The following is a 16,719-nucleotide window of genomic DNA, read 5'->3' on the forward strand; positions in this document are numbered from 1 at the left end:
CGATCCGCCCGCGACCGTCCGACGCAGCGGATCAACGGATCGTGACTGGAATGCAACAAGGCGCTAAAAAGCATTATTCGCCGTTGATGCCGGTGGAAATCCTGTTCCTTGCCGTTGCCGTATCCGAAGCGAATGGGGCTATAAACTTTCGAAACAACAAGAACGAGCGGGGGTGCGTCGTGACATCAGCTGTGGGCCAAATCCTGGCGTCCGGACTCTGTCTTCTTGCCATATCCGGCGCGGCCGGTGCCGCCGATCTCACGGCCCCCACGCCGCGCTCCGCGGTCGTCAGCGAAGTCCGCGGCGGCCTGCTCTACCATGACCTGCTCGGCAAGGAGCCGGGCGTCGACCTCAACGCCGAGTTCCTGAGCCGCTGGGGCGGTTTCGGCTTCGTGGTGCCGGGGCTCGACACCTTCGCCATGCTGCGCCCTCACATCGGTGCGAGCCTCAACCTGATGGGCGACACCAGCATGATCTACGCGGGCTACACGCTGACCGTCGACGTTACGGACCGCCTGTTCGTCGAGGGCAGCTTCGGCGGCATGGTCCACAACGGCTATCACGACACCACGAAGCGTGACCGGCTGGAACTCGGCTGCAGCCTGCTGTTCCGCGAATCGGCGGCGGTCGGCCTGCGCCTCACCGAGCGGCTCAACGTCACGGCGACGATCGAGCATTCCTCCAACAACGGCGAATGCGCGCCGAACAACGGCCTGACCAACGCCGGCGTTCGCCTCGGCTACGCGTTCTGATCTACGGCCCTAAAGAGGATGCAAGAGTGCGCCCATGCGGCGCCCTCAGACTGCTGACACCCCTCAAAGCGCATCATCCCGCACGCAGCGAAGCGCAGATGCGGGATCGATGAGCCGGGGTCCTGTCGGTCTCCTTCATTGACACCATCGACACCGCGGCTCTCCGGTTCCGGCTCGCGCTCCGCTTGGCCGGAATGGCGCCGAGTGGTGCGGCTTGGTAAACACGCTGGCGGGCGGATGATGCGGCGCCCGTCGTGCACCTCGTCGGCGTCTGCGTTCAGCCCATGCGGTTGCGCTTGGCGAGCGTCCTCAGGCGCAGCGCGTTCAGCTTGATGAAGCCGGCAGCGTCTTTCTGGTCGTAGGCGCCCTGGTCGTCCTCGAAGGTCACCAGCGATTCCGAATAGAGCGACTTCGGGCTCTCGCGACCGATGACGATGACGTTGCCCTTGTAGAGCTTCAGCGTCACCTCGCCCTCGACATGCTCCTGACTCTTGTCGATCAGCGCCTGCAGCATCTCGCGCTCGGGCGAGAACCAGAAGCCGTAGTAGATCAGCTCGGCGTAGCGCGGCATGATCTCGTCCTTCAGGTGCGCCGCGCCGCGGTCGAGCGTGATCGACTCGATCGCCCGGTGGGCGGCGAGCAGGATGGTGCCGCCAGGGGTCTCGTAAACGCCGCGGCTCTTCATGCCGACGAAGCGGTTCTCGACCAGATCGATACGGCCGATGCCGTTGTCGCGGCCGTAGTCGTTGAGCCTGGCCAGCAGGGTGGCCGGCGACAGGCGCTCGCCGTTGATCGAGACGGCGTCGCCGCGCTCGAAACCGACCTTGATCACGGTCGCCTTGTCGGGAGCCGCTTCCGGCGAGATCGTGCGCATGTGCACGTATTCCGGTGCCTCGACGGCCGGATCCTCCAGCACCTTGCCCTCGGAAGACGAGTGCAGCAGGTTGGCGTCGACCGAGAACGGCGCCTCGCCCTTCTTGTCCTTGGCGACCGGAATCTGGTGCTTCTCGGCGAAGTCGAGCAGCTCGGTGCGCGACTTGAACGACCAGTCGCGCCAGGGCGCGATGATCTTGATGTCCGGGTTGAGCGCATAGGCCGACAGCTCGAAGCGGACCTGATCGTTGCCCTTGCCCGTGGCGCCATGGGCGATCGCGTCGGCGCCCGTCTTGGCAGCGATCTCGATCAGGTGCTTGGAGATCAGCGGCCGGGCGATCGAGGTGCCGAGCAGGTAGACGCCCTCGTAGACGGCGTTGGCGCGGAACATCGGGAACACGAAGTCGCGGACGAATTCCTCGCGCACGTCCTCGATGAAGATCTCCTTGATGCCGAGCATCTCGGCCTTGCGGCGCGCCGGCTCCAGTTCCTCGCCCTGGCCGAGGTCGGCGGTGAAGGTGACCACCTCCGCACCGAGTTCGGTCTGGAGCCATTTCAGGATGATGGAGGTGTCGAGGCCGCCGGAATAGGCAAGCACGACCTTCTTGATGTCGCCATGAGCCATGGGAGAAGTCCGATCGCAGGTGTCGTGTCGGTCGCGGCCGTGGCGGCCGCCCTTTGAAAACCGGCCGCACTCTAGTCAGGATGGCCGGAACAGGAAAGGCCTTTTGTGAAACGGCTTTTACCCTCCGGAAAACCGCCGCTTGCGGCTGCTTCGGCGCGGCTGTATTTTCCGCCGCCGCCCGCAGAAGGGCATGATTTCCTGCCCTTCTCGACCGGCGTCTCTCTGTTCCTGGGTGTTCCATGCGCCTGCCTGCCGCCTGCCTGCTCCTTCTCTCCCTTGCCCTTCCCGTGCCGGCCTCCCATGCCGGCGAACTCGCCACCGTCCGCGGTGCGCCCGAACCCTTCGGGTTCGAACTGCTCGTCGACAAGGCGCGTGCGCTGGCCGCCAAGGCCTATGCCGAGCCGCGCGTGCGCGCCGCCGAGACGCTGGAGAAGATCGACTACGATGCGCACTGGAAGATTCGCTTCCGCCCCGAGGAAACGGTGATGATCGGTGAGACCGCGCCGGTGCAGTTCTTCCACACCGGCCGCTACTTCAAGACGCCGGTCCGCCTCTACCAGGTCGAGGGCGGCCAGGCGCGCGAGATCCTCTACAACCCGCGCTACTTCGAAATGCCCGAGGACAGCCCGGCGCGCGACCTGCCGGCCGACATCGGCTTCGCCGGCTTCCGCGTCATGCGCGGCGATCTGAAGACCGACTGGATCTCGTTTCTCGGTGCGTCCTATTTCCGCACCGACGGCCAGTCTCGCCAGTACGGCCAGTCCGCGCGCGGCCTCGCGCTCGATACCGGCCTGTCCCGGCCGGAGGAGTTCCCGCGCTTCACCGACTTCTGGCTGGCCGGTCCGGAGAAGGACGGCGACACGCTGACCATCTACGCGCTGCTGGACAGCCCGAGCGTCGCGGGCGCCTACAAGATGAGCCTGCGCAACGCCGACGGCGAGGGCCAGGTGATCGGCATCAACAGCCGACTGTTCTTCCGCGCTCCGGTCGAACGGCTCGGAATCGCGCCGCTGACCAGCATGTACTGGTATTCCGAAACCAATCGCTCGGTTGGGCTCGACTGGCGCCCCGAAGTGCACGACACCGACGGTCTGGCCATCGTCACCGCCGAGGGCGAGCGCATCTGGCGGCCGCTCAACAACCCGGAGGCGCTGCGCACCTCCACTTTCCTGGCATCGAACCTGAAGGGCTTCGGTCTCGCCAAGCGCGACCGGGAGTTCGAGAACTACCAGGACGACGGCGTCTTCTACGACAGGCGGCCGTCGGTGTGGATCGAGCCGCTCGAGCCGTTCGGAGAGGGTGCGGTGCAACTGGTCGAGATCCCGACCGACGACGAGATCTTCGACAACATCGTCGCCTATTTCCTGCCCAAGGATCTCCCTGAGGCGGGCAGCGAGAAGCGCTTCCACTACCGCATGCACTGGACGGACCGTCATCCGGTCGAGACCGGCGGCGCGCTGACGGTCGCCACCCGCGTCGGCCAGGGCGGCGTGCCCGGCCAGCCGCGGCCTGCCGACCAGATCAAGGTGGTCATCGACTTCAAGGGTCCGGCGCTCGACGGCTTGACCCGCGACGACGGTGTGGTGCCGGTCGTCGAGCTGTCGCGCGGCGAGCCGATCAACCCCTACCTGCTGCCGGTCGTCGGCACGGATCGCTGGCGCCTCGTCTTCGACGCCAGGGTCGCCGACCATGACCCGATCGAGGCGCGCGCCTACCTGAAGACCGACACGGACGTGCTGACCGAGACCTGGCTCGGCCAGATCTCGCACGAACTCGTTGCTACCCCGCCGCGCTAAGGCGCGGCGAATGGCTGACATGCCGCGCTAAGGCGCGGCGAAGGCCGACAGGGTGCGCGGAGGCGCGGCGACCGTCAGACCGGCAGGGTCTCGCGGCCGTCGCGGTCGACCTTGTACCAGGCCCAGAACAGCCGGGCGGCGACGCCGCGCCACGGCGACCAGGCCTCGGCCAGCGCGTCGAGCGCGGCCGGTTTCGGCCGGTCGTCGAGGCCGAAGGCGTCGCGCACCGCGTTCTGCAGGGCAAGATCGCCGCTCGGGAACACGTCCGGGTGGCCGGCGCAGAACAGCAGGAAGATGTCCGCCGTCCAGCGCCCGACGCCGGTGATCCGGCACAGCGCCTCGTGGGCGTCCTCGGCCGGCCGTTCGGCCAGATGGGCAAGGTCGAGGCCGCCGGCGACCGCCTCGGCGATCGCCCGCACGGTGCGGATCTTGGGCCGCGACAGGCCGGCGCCGGCCAGATCCGCGTCGCTGAGGCCGTCGAGCGTTGCCGCCTCGAACGGGTGCACCAGCGCCTCGACGCGGGCGAAGATGGCGTTGGCGCTGGCGACCGAGACCTGCTGGGCGACGACGATGTTGACGAGGCCGGCGAAGCTCGCCGCGCGCCGACGCAGCGGAACGGCGCCGGCCTTGGCGATCACCGGCGCCAGGCGCGGGTCGGCGCGGCCGAGATGGGCGAGGCCGGCGGCGATGTCGTCCAGGGTTTCGATCGGCTTCACGGGACGCGGTTTCCTTTGCCGGACCGGGGGCGGGCTGATAGGAAGATCAGGATCCGCGATCGCGCGCCCGCCCGCAAGCCGCTGCCCTCCCGCTGTGCTTGGAAGTGTCCTGCGAGTGTCCTGCGAGTATCCTGCCGGCGTCCTACAACTGTCCTGCACCTGTCCATGCCTCGTCAGCCCCGGCCCGTCTTCCGCTTCGCACCTTCGCCCAACGGCCACCTGCACCTCGGCCATGCGCTCTCCGCGTTGCTGAACTTCGAGGCGGCGCGGGCGACCGGCGGGCGTTTCCTGCTGCGCATCGAGGACATCGACACGGTCCGCTGCACGCCGGAACTGGAGGCCGACCTCTACGAGGATCTCGCCTGGCTCGGCATTTCCTGGGAGCAGCCGGTGCGGCGCCAGTCGGAGCATTTCGCCGACTACCGGGCCGCGCTCGACCGGCTGCGCGCCGCGGGGCTGGTCTACGAGGCCTTCCTCACCCGCGGCGAGATCCGGCGCGTGGTTGCCGACCGCGAGAGCGGCGGGCTGATCTGGCCGCGCGATCCCGACGGCGCGCCGCTCTATCCCGGCGATGCGGCGTTGCTGTCGCCGGCCGACATCGACGCCCGCGCCCGGGCCGGCGTGCCTTTCGCCCTGCGTCTGAGGATGGCAAAGGCGCTGGCGTGCCTGGCCGCGCCGCTGACCTGGCGCGAGGAGGGGGCGGGTCCAGCCGGCGAGACCGGCACGGTCGCCGCCGACCCGGCGGCCTGGGGCGACGTTGTGCTCGCCCGCAAGGAGACGCCGACCAGCTATCACCTGTCGGTCGTCGTCGACGACGCGCTGCAGGACGTCACCCATGTCGTGCGCGGTCGTGACCTGTTCCACGCCACCTCGGTGCACCGCCTGCTGCAGGTGCTGCTCGGTCTGCCCGAGCCGGTCTACCGGCACCATAGGCTGATCCTCGGCGGCGACGGGCGCAAGCTGTCGAAGTCCGAACGCCACACGGCGCTGTGCGATCTCCGCGCCGAGGGCGCGACGCCCGCCGATATCCGCCGCCTGGTCGGGCTCGGCGCCTGAGTCCTAAAGCGGCACGACGGCGCCGAGGAACAGCACCCACAGGCCCGTCGTCAGCACCGCCCCGGCCGTGGTGATGGTGATCGAATTGGCCGACATGGCGTGACCGGTGCCGTAGCGGTTGGCGAAGATGAAGGCATTGATCCCTGTCGGGCAGGCGGCCGTCAGCGTGGCGACGCCGACCCACAGCGGCGGCAGCCCCGCGACATGCGCGGCCAGCACGTACACGAGCGCAGGCATGACGCCGACCTTGAGCAGGCTGAGGATGAGGCCGGGGGCGAGATTGCCGCGGATGCCGTAGAGCACCATGCTCATGCCGAGCGACAGCAGCGCCACCGGCAGCGTCGTGGCGGCGATCCGGCCGAGCACGTCGGCGAACAGGCCCTCGACCGGCAGGCCGGTCAGGCGCCAGAGCACCGAGCAGCCGATGGCGATGACGATCGGGTTGGTCGCCAGGTTGGCGAGCACGGTACGCAGGATCTCCAGCGGCGGGCGCGCCGCGCCGACGCCGTCGAGCGCGGCCGCCCGCTCCATCAGGATCGCGGTGGCGACCGTGGCCACCGGCATGTGCACCGACAGGATCAGGAACAGGGGCACCAGCCCGGCCTCGCCGAACACCGCCGAGATGAGCGGAATGCCGACCATGGCGGTGTTGGCGAAGGCGGCCGACATGCCGGCGATCACACCGGCGCGGGCCTCGCGGCCGAAGCCCCGGCGCACGATCAGGGTGGCAGCGGTCCAGGTGACGGCGGCGCCGACGAAATAGACCAGCCACAGAGCCCAGGGCGAGGCCTCGTGGGCGGAGCTGGTCGCCAGCGTCCTGAACAGCAGGACCGGAACCGCGATGACATAGACGTATTCGCCCAGCGCCTCGCCGACCGAACGCGACAGGATGCCGGTGCGCGCCGCCACGTAGCCGATGCCGACCAGGACGAACACGGGCAGCACGATGGACAGGATCTGGCCGAACATGGATTTCTCGTGGGTCGGGGAGGGCGGCAGAAAGCTGCGGATAGACGGGCCGCGGGGCGGCGGAACATGGACCCTTGCCGCGGTGCATGCAACAATGCGACGCAGGCCCTGTGAGGCTCCTCGGAGACTAGAGTTCCCGGCCATGACGGTCAACAAAGGTAGGTGCAACGTCACGATCGCCCGCGCGGCGCGCGGCGGCGGACGCCCGCGGCGGCGGGCCGGACGATGACGGCGGCCGGCAAGGGCGCCGACGGAGCGCGCCTCGCGCTGCTCGCCCATGACCTGCGCACGCCGCTGTCGGCCATGCGCCTGACCGCGGACCTGATCGGCGCCGAGCCGCTGAGCGAACGCCAGCGCGGCCACCTCGACATCCTGATTCGCTCGATCGACGCGCTGGCCGAGATGACCGGCGAACTGATCCGGCGCGGCAGGCCCGACGCGGAGCCGGAAGCGGTCACCGGCGACGCCCGCCGCATCGTCGCCGACGTGGTCGACCTGTTCCGCATCGCGGCGACCCAGAAGGGCCTAACCCTGGAGGTGCGGCTGCCGAAGACTGCCGAACCGCTCGCCATCGCCGCGCCGATGGCCTTGCGGCGGATGTTGGCGGCGCTGGTCGACAATGCGGTCAAGTACACCGACGCCGGCGTCGTCGTCGTGGCGATCGAGGCCAGCGCGACGAAGGATGGCGCGACGAAGGATGGCGCGACGAAGGATGGCGCGACGAAGGATGGCGCGACGCAGGAGGGCTGGCTGCGGCTGTCGGTCACCGACACCGGCCCCGGCGTAGATCCCATGGAACGCGCGCGCCTGTTCCGCCCCTACGTGCGCGGCAGCGCGGGGCGCAACGGCGTCCAGGGTTCTGGCCTGGGCCTGTGGGGAGTCGCCCAGTTGGTCAAGGAGGCCGGCGGCCGGCTGACCCTTTCCAGCCCGCCGGAGGGCGGCACCTGCTTCACGCTGGAGCTGCCGCTGGCGGCCGCGGCCGGTGGCCCGGCTCCGGTCGCGAGCCACGCCGGGATCGCGGAACCGGATGCGGAGGCCCATGTCCTGATCGTCGACGACAACGACACCAACCGGCGCCTGCTGTCGGCGCTGCTGGAATCCTTCGGCATCACCTGCGACCAGGCGGCGAGCGGCACGGCGGCGGTCGAGATGGTGGCGCGCACGCCCTACGACGCGGTGCTGCTCGACCTGCACATGCCCGGCATGAGCGGCCTGGAGACGGCCGCCAGTCTGCGCGCCGGTCCCGGCGGCGACGGACTGCCGCTGATCGCGGTCACGGCGGCGCTGGAATCGGTCGGCGACCGCCGGCTGCGCCAGGCCGGTTTCCAGGAGGTGCTGGCCAAGCCCCTGTCGCCGGCGCATCTGTTCCAGGCACTCGACCTCGCCCGCCGGCACCGGCGCGAGCGGCATGCCTAGTCGGTCAGCCGCAACGCCCAGTCGAGCGCGTCTTCCAGCCGGTCGTTGCCCCAGAAGAGTTCGCCGTCGGCGGTGACGAAACTTGGCGCGCCGAAGATGCCGAGCGTTTCGGCCTCCGAGACTGCCGCGCGCAGGCCGATCTTGACCTCCGGTTTTTCCGCCGCCGCCAGCAGGACCGGCGCGTCCACACCGAGATCGGTGAGCAGGCCGGCGAGCAGCGCGGGATCGGAAATGTCGCGGCCCTCGCCGAACTCGGCCATGTAGACGGCGCGCACGAAGGCGCCGATCCAGGGGTCCTTGCGGCCGGCATGGGCGATGCGGGCGGCCATCAGGCCGTTCTGCGGGAACGGATCGGGCATGACCAGCGGCAGGCCGAGCGTCTCGCACAATCGCTCCATGTCGCGCCACATGTAGCGCCCCTTGGCCGGATAGAGGTTGAACGGCGAGGTCGACCAGCCCTGGCGGGCGAAGATCGGCCCGAGCAGGAAGGGCCGCCAGTCGAGATCGACGCCGCGGTCGGCGGCGACCGTTTCGATCCGCATCGCGGTCAGGTAGCTGTAGGTGGAAGCGAATTCGAACCAGAAGCCCAGTCTCGGCCGTTCCATTGCAGTGGCTCCTCCCGGCAGCGCCACGGCCATTGGCCGGAGCGGGCTAATCGGCTAAACAGCGCCCATGACGCGCAGACCGAGGATGTACCGCGAAACGCTCCGCGACGGAATGCTGCAGGCCGCCCGCTGGGCGGCGCGCCGGCCCTTTGCCGCGACGGGGCTCTATGTCCTGCTGGTCTCGGCGCTGTTTCTGGTCCTGCCGCAGCTCGACCTGTGGGCGAGCGGGCTTTTCCACGATCCGCAGGCCGGCTTCTTCGCCCAGGACGAGCCGTTCCTGCGCCGGCTGCGGCATCTCGGTCCCCATCTGGTCCAGCTGGTCGCGGGGGCCTGCGTGACCGTGCTGCTGGTCAAGCTGCTGCTGCCGGGGCGCGCGCCGCTGCTGCCGCTGCACATCCCGCTGTTCCTGCTGTCGACGCTGATCCTCGGCCCCGGGCTGCTTGTCAATTCGCTGCTGAAGAACACGTGGGGACGGCCGCGGCCGAACATGGTCGAGAGCTTCGGCGGCGACATGCCCTATGTGCCGGTCTGGCTGCCGAGCGGCTGGTGCGACACCAATTGCTCCTTCGTCTCCGGCGAGGCCTCGTCCGGGATGTGGCTTGTCGGCCTGGCCTTCGTCGTGCCGAAGGACTGGCGCCTGCCGACGCTCGCCTTCACCGTGCCGCTGTGCCTGCTGCTGTCGGTCAACCGGATCGCCTTCGGCGGCCATTTCCTGTCCGACACGCTGCTGTCCTGGGGGCTGACGCTGCTGGTGCTTTTGGCCGTGCACCGGCTGCTGTTCGTCGCGCCGCCGGCCTGGGCGCGAGATGCCGCGCTGGACGAGACGCTGACGCGCGCCGGCCGGCGCCTGCAGGAACGCGTCGTCCGCGCCGCCCTGCGCGGATACGCAGCGGCGCGGCGATTCGTGGCGATGTTCCGCTGACGCGGATCACGCCTTGGTGGTCAGGATCTTCTCGATCGCATCCGGCGTGTGGCCGGTCAGCGTCTTGTCGACCTCGGCGATGATGCGGTCCTTGACCTCCTTGTGGAACTCCTTGCGGAGATCGCCGAGGGTCATCGGCGGCGCCACGACGACCAGCTTGGAGAACTTGCCCTTGTGCGCGGCCTTGTACAGCGCATCGGCCATCGTCTTGGCGAAGCGGTGCTTTTCCAGCGTGTGCCAGTCGGTGTTCTCGACCGCGCTGCGGTTGGGGCCGAGGCCGTCGATATAGCGGCCCGGCGCGTCGGTGCCCTGCTCGCGGGTCACCGGGTTCTCGTGTTCGAGGATCCGGATCACCTGCAGGTTCGGATAGTCCGCGTCGCCTTCGTTGCGGAACACCAGGGCCTTTTCGCCGTCCCCGACCAGGACCCAGGCATCGTGCTCGATCCGAACGCCACTCATGATACGTCTCCTTCTTGTTCTCGCCGGGACAACCCTCCGTCCGGCGCCGTCATCATCCGATAGCACCCCCGATGTGGGGTGCGCTTTGCGGCTGGTCAAACGGCAATCCGCGCAAGCCTTGTCGCGAGGTCGCGCGCGCCCTCCTCGATAAGCCGGTAGACGGCCGCGAAGCGGTCCGGCCCGCCGTGGTAGGGATCCGGAACGTCGCGCGGCGGCGCGGCGAGAAAACGGCGGATCTCCGCCCGCGTTGCGTGCGGTGCGGCGCGCCGCAGGGCGTCGAGGTTGTCGCCGTCCATGGCGAGGATGAGATCGAAGCGCTCAAAATCCGCGCGCGTCACCTGCCGCGCCCGCAGGTCCGAAATGTCGATGCCGTGCCGGCGGGCGACGGCGATCGAGCGCGGATCGGGCGGGTTGCCGACGTGCCAGGCGCCAGTGCCGGCCGAATCGATCGTCAGCCGCGCGCCCGGCAACGTCTGTCCCGCCACGTGACGGAACACGCCTTCGGCCAGAGGTGAGCGGCAGATGTTGCCAAGGCAGACGAACAAAACTGCGGTCATGCAATCTTCCTTCAGGAACATCCGGTCCGGTCGTGGCCTTTCGAAGCCCGGCGAACGACCTATAATGCCATGACAATGATCACGCATCGGACCCGAGCGGGCGGCAGAGCGCAAGAGCGGGCGGAGGGGAGACATGCGGATGAGCGCACGACTGACCGACGCGGAGCGGCTGGAGGCGCTGGCCGGTCTCGACGCCTGGACCCTGCTCGCCGGCCGCGAGGCGATCCGCCGGACCTATGCCTTCGCCGATTTCAACGCCGCCTTCGGCTTCATGACCCGGGTCGCGCTGCTGGCGGAGAAGATGGATCACCATCCGGAATGGTTCAACGTCTACCGGACGGTCGAGGTGACGCTGACCACGCACGACGCCGGCGGCCTGACCCTGCGCGACATCGACCTGGCCCGCGCCATGGACCGGATCGCGGGGCAGACGTGACGGGCCCGCGTCCCTCACCCCTTCTCGATGACGAAGCGTCCGACGCCGGCCTCCAGATCGCGCGCGAGCAGCCGGTGGCCTGCCTCGTTGCAGAAATGCGGGATGTCGATCGCCGCCATCGGATCGGTGGTTTCCACCACCAGGCGCGCGCCCGGGGCGAGCCGGGCCATGGCCTTGCGGGTCTTCATCACCGGCAGGGGGCACTTGAGGCCCCTCAGGTCGAGGATCCTTTCTTCGCTCACGTCGCGTTCCCGTCCGGCCGTTGCCTGTCCTGCCCGACGCAGGCGGTGCCCTTCCTTACACCGATCCCACACCGGCGGGCCAGAGCGGCCCGCGCCGTCCGGAGACCTGCCGATGCCTGACACGTCCTGCAACCCGCTCGATATCCTCGACTTCTGGTGGACCGCCGGTCCGCAGAGCTGGTTCAAGCGCGACCCCCACTTCGATGCGATCATCCGAGACCGCTTCTCCGGCTGCATGGAGGCGGCGCTGAGCGGACGGCTCGACGCCTGGGCCGATACGCCGCACGGCGCCCTGGCGCTGCTTCTGCTGCTCGACCAGTTCCCGCGCAACGTCTTTCGCGACGACGCGCGCGCCTTCGCCGGCGACGCCAGGGCCCAGGCGATTGCCGCCAAGGCCGTCGACGCCGGCTTCGACAGGGCCTTTCCCAAGGACGGGCGAACCTTCTTCTACCTGCCGTTCGAGCATGCCGAGGACATGGCCCAGCAGGAGCGGGCGGTCGACCTTTTCCGGCGGCTGGGCGATCAGACCTACTATCACTACGCCCTGGTCCACATGGACGTGATCCGCCGCTTCGGGCGCTTTCCGCACCGCAACGCGGTGCTCGGCCGCGCCTCCACCGCCGCCGAGAAGGCCTATCTGGACGACGGCGGCTTCGGCGCCTGACGAGGCCTGCGGCCCTGCCCGCCTGCTTTTCGCCGTCTTTTCTGCCCGCGATTTCATCGCTGACGCAATCTGAGTCAGGCGATTGATCACTTTATGAGCATTTTTCGGTATTTGCACAGTTTCTAGGCAGCTTCTTGCGCCAGAGCACCGGAGAGCTTCCCCGCGCGGTTTGACCCTTGCGCCTTCGGGCCGTTCTTTTCCGCAGAACTCCGCCATTTTGTCGCCCTGCACCGCGAGTTGGCACGGTCCTTGTTTAAGAAGGGCTGAAGCCGGCCCGGCCCTTCGTTCGACAGCGTTCCGATCGCCACCAGGAACTGCGGTCGATCCGGACGGGCCCGGTGGCCGAAGCCGGCCCGCAGGGGGGCGGCGCCATGGAAGGAAACGGGAAACGAGCATGAAAATCGTGATGGCCATCATCAAGCCGTTCAAGCTCGACGAGGTGCGCGACGCCCTCACGAGCATCGGCGTCCAGGGGCTCACCGTCACCGAGGTCAAGGGCTATGGCCGCCAGAAGGGCCATACCGAAATCTACCGCGGCACCGAATATGCGGTCAGCTTCCTGCCGAAGCTGAAGATCGAGGTCGCCGTGTCCAGCGAGACCGTCGACAAGGTCGTCGAGGTGATCTCCAGCGCCGCCAAGACCGGCCAGATCGGGGACGGCAAGATCTTCGTCTACTCCATCGACCAGGTCGTTCGTATCCGCACCGGCGAAACCGACGCCGAAGCGCTCTGATGGTTCAAGAGGTAAGCACAATGAAGAAACTCGTCGCATTTGGCGCCCTGTCGCTGACCGCGTTCGGCCTGATGGCCGTGCCGTCGCTGGCGCAGGACACGACCACTGCAGCGGAAGCTGCCGAAGCCGTCGTCGAGGCCGCCGCGCCGGCCTATGCTCTGGCTTCCGAAACCGCCTACATCTTCAACACCCTGCTGTTCCTGCTCGGCGGCTTCCTGGTCATGTGGATGGCTGCCGGCTTCGCCATGCTGGAGGCCGGCCTCGTTCGCTCCAAGAACGTGTCGATGCAGTGTCTGAAGAACATCGCGCTCTATTCGATCGCCGGCCTGATGTTCTGGATCACCGGCTACAACCTCATGTACACGGGCGTCGACGGCGGCTTCATCGGCTCCTTCGGCCCCTATTCCTTCGATCCGGTCGGTCTCGAGGGCGCCGACACCGCCGCGCTGCTGGACACCGGCTACTCGACGGCGTCCGACTGGTTCTTCCAGATGGTGTTCGTGGCGACCGCGGCCTCGATCGTCTCCGGCACGCTCGCCGAGCGCATCAAGCTGTGGCCGTTCCTGCTGTTCACCGTCGTGCTGACCGGCTTCATCTACCCGATCGCCGGCTCCTGGCAGTGGGGCGCGGGCTGGCTGTCCGAGATGGGCTTCTCCGACTTCGCCGGCTCCACGCTGGTGCATTCGGTCGGCGGCTGGGCGGCGCTCGCCGGCGCGCTCATCCTCGGCGCCCGCAGGGGCAAGTACGGGCCGAACGGTCAGGTCACCCCGCTGCCGGGCTCGTCCATGCCGCTGGCGACCCTCGGTACCTTCATCCTGTGGCTCGGCTGGTTCGGCTTCAACGGCGCCTCGCAGCTGGCCATGGGCACCATCGGCGACGTGTCCGACGTCTCGCGCATCTTCGCCAACACCAACATGGCCGCGGCTGCCGGCGTGATCGTCGCCATGATCCTGACCCAGATCCTCTACAAGAAGGTCGACGTCACCATGGCGCTCAACGGCGCGCTGGCCGGTCTGGTCTCGATCACCGCCGAGCCGCTCGCGCCGAGCGTCTTGCAGGCCGTGTTCATCGGCGGTGTCGGCGGCGCCATCGTGGTCTTCGCGGTGCCGATGCTTGACAAGCTGAAGATCGACGACGTCGTCGGCGCCATTCCGGTGCACCTGATCGCCGGCATGTGGGGCACTCTGATCGTGCCGCTGTCCAACGGCGAGACCTCCTACGCGACCCAGATCATCGGCATCGTCTCCTACGGCGTCTTCACCCTGGTCTGCTCAGCGATCGTCTGGATGGTGCTCAAGGCGGTCGTCGGCATCCGCGTGTCGCCGGAAGAGGAAGCCCTCGGTCTCGACAAGGTCGAGGTCGGCGTGGAGGCCTATCCGGAATTCGGCCAGGGCTCGCAGCGCCTGTAAACCCGCTCTCCCAAAGCGGTCACGTTGGCTCGGACCGCACCTTGAGCCCGGGGTCATCCCCGGGCTCTTTTTCGTTGTCCGGTGCAGGCCGATGCGGCAGACGTGAGCCCGGCCGCGGCCGGGCTCACATGAACTGGAAGTCGTCGTCAGCCCTGGGCAGGAGCCCGAGGTCGGCTTCGGCGAGAAGGAGGAAATCCTGCGTATCGACTGGCGCGTCGGCCGGCGCGTCGGCCGCCCAGGCTTCGTCTTCGAAGGACGTCAGCACGAAGGAGCCGTCGTCGTCCTGATCGTCCTGTCCGGACTCGATGTCGAGGAACGCGAAGCTGTCCGCTTCCGCGGCTTGCGAGAAGGCGATCGCTTCCTGCGACCCGCCCCCGGACAGGTTGCGGCCCTCGAAATAGCCGTGCCGTACGTAGTGCAGGACGGCTCCGTCGAGATTCGATCCGTAGACGGCGAGCAGATCGGCGTTGCCTGACGCGTTGATGTAGGCGGCGGCATCGAACAGGGTCGAGCGCCCCTCGCCGAAGCCGTGCATGATGAAATGCGTCGTGCCCTGAGTCGCGTCGGATCCGTAGGCCAGAATCAGGTCGGCATAGGAGGCGATGTAGCGCAGGCCGTCGAAATTGTCGCCGCGGCCCTCGGTGAACCCGTGGGCATAGTAGTGCTGCAGCGCGCCTGCGGTGTTGGTGCCGTAGACGGCGATCAGGTCGCCGTAGGAGGCGATGTAGTCGAGCGCCGAAAACCGGTCCGTGCTGCGTCCCTCCGCGGCGCCGTGCTGGATGAAATGGGTGACGGCCTGGTTGATGTCGGTGCCGTAGGCCGCGCGCAGGTCGGCATAGGCGCCGAGATACAGACGGGTATCGAACCGCAGTCCCCGGCCTTCGCCGAAGCCGTGGTTGATGTAATGCTCCGCCCCGATCGAGCCGTTGGTGCCGTAGGCGGCGCGCAGGTCGGCATAGGCGGCGATGTATTCCAGGCCGTTGAACGACGTCGTCCGCCCCTCGCCGTAGCCATGGCTGACGTAATGCAGGGCGCCGATGGTGGCGTTGGCCCCGTGCGCCTGGATCAGGTCGGCGTGGGAGGCAATGTAGGCGAGACCGTCGAAGGTGATCGTCCGGCCCTCGCCGTAGCCGTGGCTGATGTAATGCAGGGCGCCGATGGTGGCGTTGGCCCCGTGCGCCTGGATCAGGTCGACATGGGACGCGATATAGCTCAGGCCGTTGAAGGTGATCGAGCGGCCTTCGGCGGCGGCGAAATTGGCGTAGTGGTTGAGCAGGCCGAGCGCATTGCCGCCGATGCCGGTGATCAAGTCGGCGTAGGACGCGCCATAGGCGTAGATCGACCCGGAGGATCCGAACGAAGCGGTGCTGCGCGTGGTGTCCGAGAAGGCGACCATCTCGATGTTGACCAGCACGTCGTTGCCCTGGCTGGACGCCAGTGTCATGCCCTCGAAGAAGACGGTGACGCGCGTTCCGGCGAGCGAGGCGCCGATATGGGCGGTGTCGAAGCCGGCGCCGCCGTCGAGGATGTTGTTGGCGGCATTGCCGATCAACGTGTCGTTGCCGCTGCCGCCGATGGCGTTCTCGATGACCGTGCCGCGGGCGATGATCAGGTTGCCGGTCAGGCCGCGCACGCTGGAGACGTGCTCGGCCCGCAGGTCGATGGTCTGGTTGGCGGACACGGTGCCGAAGTTGAGCGTGTCGAAGCCGCCGTTGTCGTAGATCGTCACCGCGACCGGTCGGCTGAAGGAGGTCAGGCTGTCCAGGTAGCCGCCGGCGGTCGAGCCGTCGCCGTAGACGGTGTTGCCGGCGCGGATCGTCGTCGGCGTGCCGTAGAGATTCTGGATCGCGATGATGTCGGCGACCATCGGCGTGATCGCGTAGGCGTAGCTGGCCGCGATCGACGTGTTCTCGACTTGGTCGAAATACGACATGATCGAGGCCTGCCAGGAATCGTTGGCATAGTGGTTGTGCACGCCGTAAGTGGCCGAGCCGTCGTAGTTGCCGGCGTGGCCGAGACCGAGCGCATGGCCGATCTCGTGGACGTAGGTCTGGAAGCTGTAGCTGTCGATCGACGTGCCGTAGGCGCTCAGCCAGGCGGTCGAGATGTTGACCGACGCCTGCGTGATGGTGGTGCCGCTCCACCAGGTCGAGGCATAGGCGCCGGAATTGTTGTCGTCGAAGGTGATCTGGGCGCCGCCGGTCACCTGCGCGAAGTTGATGCCGGTGACATCGGTCCAGGCCTGCAGCGCCTGCGTGGCAAGGCTGCGCCCGGCGCTGGTCAGGCCCGTGATGTCGACGGTGATGCTGCCGCCCGGCGCGACGTTGAACGAGTGCCGGCCGTAGCCGTTATGGTTCCAGTAGCCGTCGGTGAGCTGGTGGGCGATCTGGTCGTTGGAATAGACCGGCAGGGTGGATGCCAAGGTGGCGGATCCTGCTCCCGCCGCGGCGTGGTCGGCGGACCCGGAAGAGGCGGCTTTCGAAAACTGG

General features: G+C 68.1%; 17 protein-coding genes. 9 read left to right on the forward strand and 8 right to left on the reverse strand.

The annotated features are described in order from the left end of the window. Positions 1-179 precede the first annotated feature (179 nt). Entirely contained in the window at positions 180-752 is a 573-nt protein-coding gene (locus SL003B_RS01140; RefSeq protein WP_158306617.1) for an acyloxyacyl hydrolase, read from the forward strand. Positions 753-1,029: 277 nt separating this feature from the next. On the opposite strand, the gene SL003B_RS01145 is transcribed toward SL003B_RS01140, so the two are convergent. Continuing rightward, complete coding sequence (locus SL003B_RS01145) at positions 1,030-2,250, reverse strand: argininosuccinate synthase (protein WP_013650992.1); 1,221 nt, start codon at positions 2,248-2,250, stop codon at positions 1,030-1,032. A 239-nt stretch (positions 2,251-2,489) separates the two neighbouring features. On the opposite strand from SL003B_RS01145, the gene SL003B_RS01150 reads away from it, so the two are divergent. Next, positions 2,490-4,046: an OpgD/OpgG family glucan biosynthesis protein gene (locus SL003B_RS01150; protein ID WP_041375308.1), complete on the forward strand. Its 1,557-nt coding sequence runs from the start codon at positions 2,490-2,492 to the stop codon at positions 4,044-4,046. A gap of 74 nt (positions 4,047-4,120) precedes the next feature. Here the strand turns inward: SL003B_RS01150 and SL003B_RS01155 are convergent, their stop codons facing one another. After that, complete coding sequence (locus SL003B_RS01155) at positions 4,121-4,762, reverse strand: DNA-3-methyladenine glycosylase family protein (protein ID WP_013650995.1); 642 nt, start codon at positions 4,760-4,762, stop codon at positions 4,121-4,123. Between the two features lie 165 nt (positions 4,763-4,927). Here SL003B_RS01155 and gluQRS point away from each other — a divergent pair, with 165 nt between their 5' ends. Beyond that, positions 4,928-5,818, forward strand: coding sequence for a tRNA glutamyl-Q(34) synthetase GluQRS (gluQRS, locus tag SL003B_RS01160; RefSeq protein ID WP_013650996.1), 891 nt, complete (start codon positions 4,928-4,930; stop codon positions 5,816-5,818). A 3-nt stretch (positions 5,819-5,821) separates the two neighbouring features. Here gluQRS and SL003B_RS01165 read toward each other — a convergent pair whose 3' ends face one another. After that, positions 5,822-6,787: an AEC family transporter gene (locus SL003B_RS01165; RefSeq protein ID WP_013650997.1), complete on the reverse strand. Its 966-nt coding sequence runs from the start codon at positions 6,785-6,787 to the stop codon at positions 5,822-5,824. A gap of 225 nt (positions 6,788-7,012) precedes the next feature. Here SL003B_RS01165 and SL003B_RS01170 point away from each other — a divergent pair, with 225 nt between their 5' ends. Then, positions 7,013-8,203 (forward strand): hybrid sensor histidine kinase/response regulator, encoded by a 1,191-nt coding sequence (locus tag SL003B_RS01170; protein ID WP_013650998.1) that lies wholly within the window; start codon positions 7,013-7,015, stop codon positions 8,201-8,203. Here SL003B_RS01170 and SL003B_RS01175 read toward each other — a convergent pair. Then, the gene (locus SL003B_RS01175; RefSeq protein WP_013650999.1) at positions 8,200-8,808 is read right to left on the reverse strand and encodes a 2-hydroxychromene-2-carboxylate isomerase; all 609 of its coding nucleotides are present in this window, start codon (positions 8,806-8,808) and stop codon (positions 8,200-8,202) included. The two genes, SL003B_RS01170 and SL003B_RS01175, sit on opposite strands and share 4 nt — an antisense overlap. Positions 8,809-8,875: 67 nt before the next feature. On the opposite strand from SL003B_RS01175, the gene SL003B_RS01180 reads away from it, so the two are divergent. Beyond that, positions 8,876-9,730, forward strand: a complete 855-nt coding sequence (locus SL003B_RS01180) for a phosphatase PAP2 family protein (protein WP_242390308.1) — start codon at positions 8,876-8,878, stop codon at positions 9,728-9,730. A gap of 6 nt (positions 9,731-9,736) precedes the next feature. Here the strand turns inward: SL003B_RS01180 and SL003B_RS01185 are convergent, their stop codons facing one another. After that, positions 9,737-10,189, reverse strand: coding sequence for a baeRF12 domain-containing protein (locus tag SL003B_RS01185; protein ID WP_013651001.1), 453 nt, complete (start codon positions 10,187-10,189; stop codon positions 9,737-9,739). Positions 10,190-10,284: 95 nt separating this feature from the next. After that, positions 10,285-10,746, reverse strand: a complete 462-nt coding sequence (locus SL003B_RS01190; RefSeq protein ID WP_041375727.1) for a low molecular weight protein-tyrosine-phosphatase — start codon at positions 10,744-10,746, stop codon at positions 10,285-10,287. A 133-nt stretch (positions 10,747-10,879) separates the two neighbouring features. Between SL003B_RS01190 and SL003B_RS01195 the strand changes: the two genes are divergently transcribed. Then, on the forward strand, positions 10,880-11,182 hold the full coding sequence (locus SL003B_RS01195; protein ID WP_277914613.1) for a 4a-hydroxytetrahydrobiopterin dehydratase: 303 nt from the start codon (positions 10,880-10,882) through the stop codon (positions 11,180-11,182). Positions 11,183-11,196: 14 nt separating this feature from the next. Here the strand turns inward: SL003B_RS01195 and SL003B_RS23750 are convergent, their stop codons facing one another. Continuing rightward, positions 11,197-11,424: a sulfurtransferase TusA family protein gene (locus tag SL003B_RS23750; protein ID WP_013651004.1), complete on the reverse strand. Its 228-nt coding sequence runs from the start codon at positions 11,422-11,424 to the stop codon at positions 11,197-11,199. A gap of 112 nt (positions 11,425-11,536) precedes the next feature. Here SL003B_RS23750 and SL003B_RS01205 point away from each other — a divergent pair, with 112 nt between their 5' ends. The 3 genes from SL003B_RS01205 to SL003B_RS01215 all read left to right on the forward strand — a co-directional run bounded on the left by SL003B_RS01205 (position 11,537) and on the right by SL003B_RS01215 (position 14,230). Continuing rightward, on the forward strand, positions 11,537-12,088 hold the full coding sequence (locus SL003B_RS01205) for a DUF924 family protein (RefSeq protein WP_013651005.1): 552 nt from the start codon (positions 11,537-11,539) through the stop codon (positions 12,086-12,088). Positions 12,089-12,482: 394 nt separating this feature from the next. Next, entirely contained in the window at positions 12,483-12,821 is a 339-nt protein-coding gene (locus tag SL003B_RS01210) for a P-II family nitrogen regulator (protein ID WP_013651006.1), read from the forward strand. Between the two features lie 20 nt (positions 12,822-12,841). Continuing rightward, positions 12,842-14,230: an ammonium transporter gene (locus SL003B_RS01215; protein ID WP_041375309.1), complete on the forward strand. Its 1,389-nt coding sequence runs from the start codon at positions 12,842-12,844 to the stop codon at positions 14,228-14,230. Between the two features lie 124 nt (positions 14,231-14,354). Here SL003B_RS01215 and SL003B_RS23940 read toward each other — a convergent pair whose 3' ends face one another. Further along, entirely contained in the window at positions 14,355-16,652 is a 2,298-nt protein-coding gene (locus SL003B_RS23940) for a M10 family metallopeptidase (protein WP_277914614.1), read from the reverse strand. Positions 16,653-16,719: the final 67 nt, after the last annotated feature.

The organism is Polymorphum gilvum SL003B-26A1 (assembly GCF_000192745.1).
GTDB lineage: Bacteria > Pseudomonadota > Alphaproteobacteria > Rhizobiales > Stappiaceae > Polymorphum > Polymorphum gilvum.

Coding starts and splice junctions, on each gene's coding strand:
- SL003B_RS01145 (WP_013650992.1), bottom strand. CDS start 2,250: ATGGCTCATGGCGACATCAAGAAGGTCGTGCTTGCCTATTCCGGCGGC.
- SL003B_RS01150 (WP_041375308.1), top strand. CDS start 2,490: ATGCGCCTGCCTGCCGCCTGCCTGCTCCTTCTCTCCCTTGCCCTTCCC.
- gluQRS (WP_013650996.1), top strand. CDS start 4,928: ATGCCTCGTCAGCCCCGGCCCGTCTTCCGCTTCGCACCTTCGCCCAAC.
- SL003B_RS01165 (WP_013650997.1), bottom strand. CDS start 6,787: ATGTTCGGCCAGATCCTGTCCATCGTGCTGCCCGTGTTCGTCCTGGTC.
- SL003B_RS01170 (WP_013650998.1), top strand. CDS start 7,013: ATGACGGCGGCCGGCAAGGGCGCCGACGGAGCGCGCCTCGCGCTGCTC.
- SL003B_RS01175 (WP_013650999.1), bottom strand. CDS start 8,808: ATGGAACGGCCGAGACTGGGCTTCTGGTTCGAATTCGCTTCCACCTAC.
- SL003B_RS01180 (WP_242390308.1), top strand. CDS start 8,876: ATGACGCGCAGACCGAGGATGTACCGCGAAACGCTCCGCGACGGAATG.
- SL003B_RS01185 (WP_013651001.1), bottom strand. CDS start 10,189: ATGAGTGGCGTTCGGATCGAGCACGATGCCTGGGTCCTGGTCGGGGAC.
- SL003B_RS01190 (WP_041375727.1), bottom strand. CDS start 10,746: ATGACCGCAGTTTTGTTCGTCTGCCTTGGCAACATCTGCCGCTCACCT.
- SL003B_RS01195 (WP_277914613.1), top strand. CDS start 10,880: ATGCGGATGAGCGCACGACTGACCGACGCGGAGCGGCTGGAGGCGCTG.
- SL003B_RS01205 (WP_013651005.1), top strand. CDS start 11,537: ATGCCTGACACGTCCTGCAACCCGCTCGATATCCTCGACTTCTGGTGG.
- SL003B_RS01210 (WP_013651006.1), top strand. CDS start 12,483: ATGAAAATCGTGATGGCCATCATCAAGCCGTTCAAGCTCGACGAGGTG.
- SL003B_RS01215 (WP_041375309.1), top strand. CDS start 12,842: ATGAAGAAACTCGTCGCATTTGGCGCCCTGTCGCTGACCGCGTTCGGC.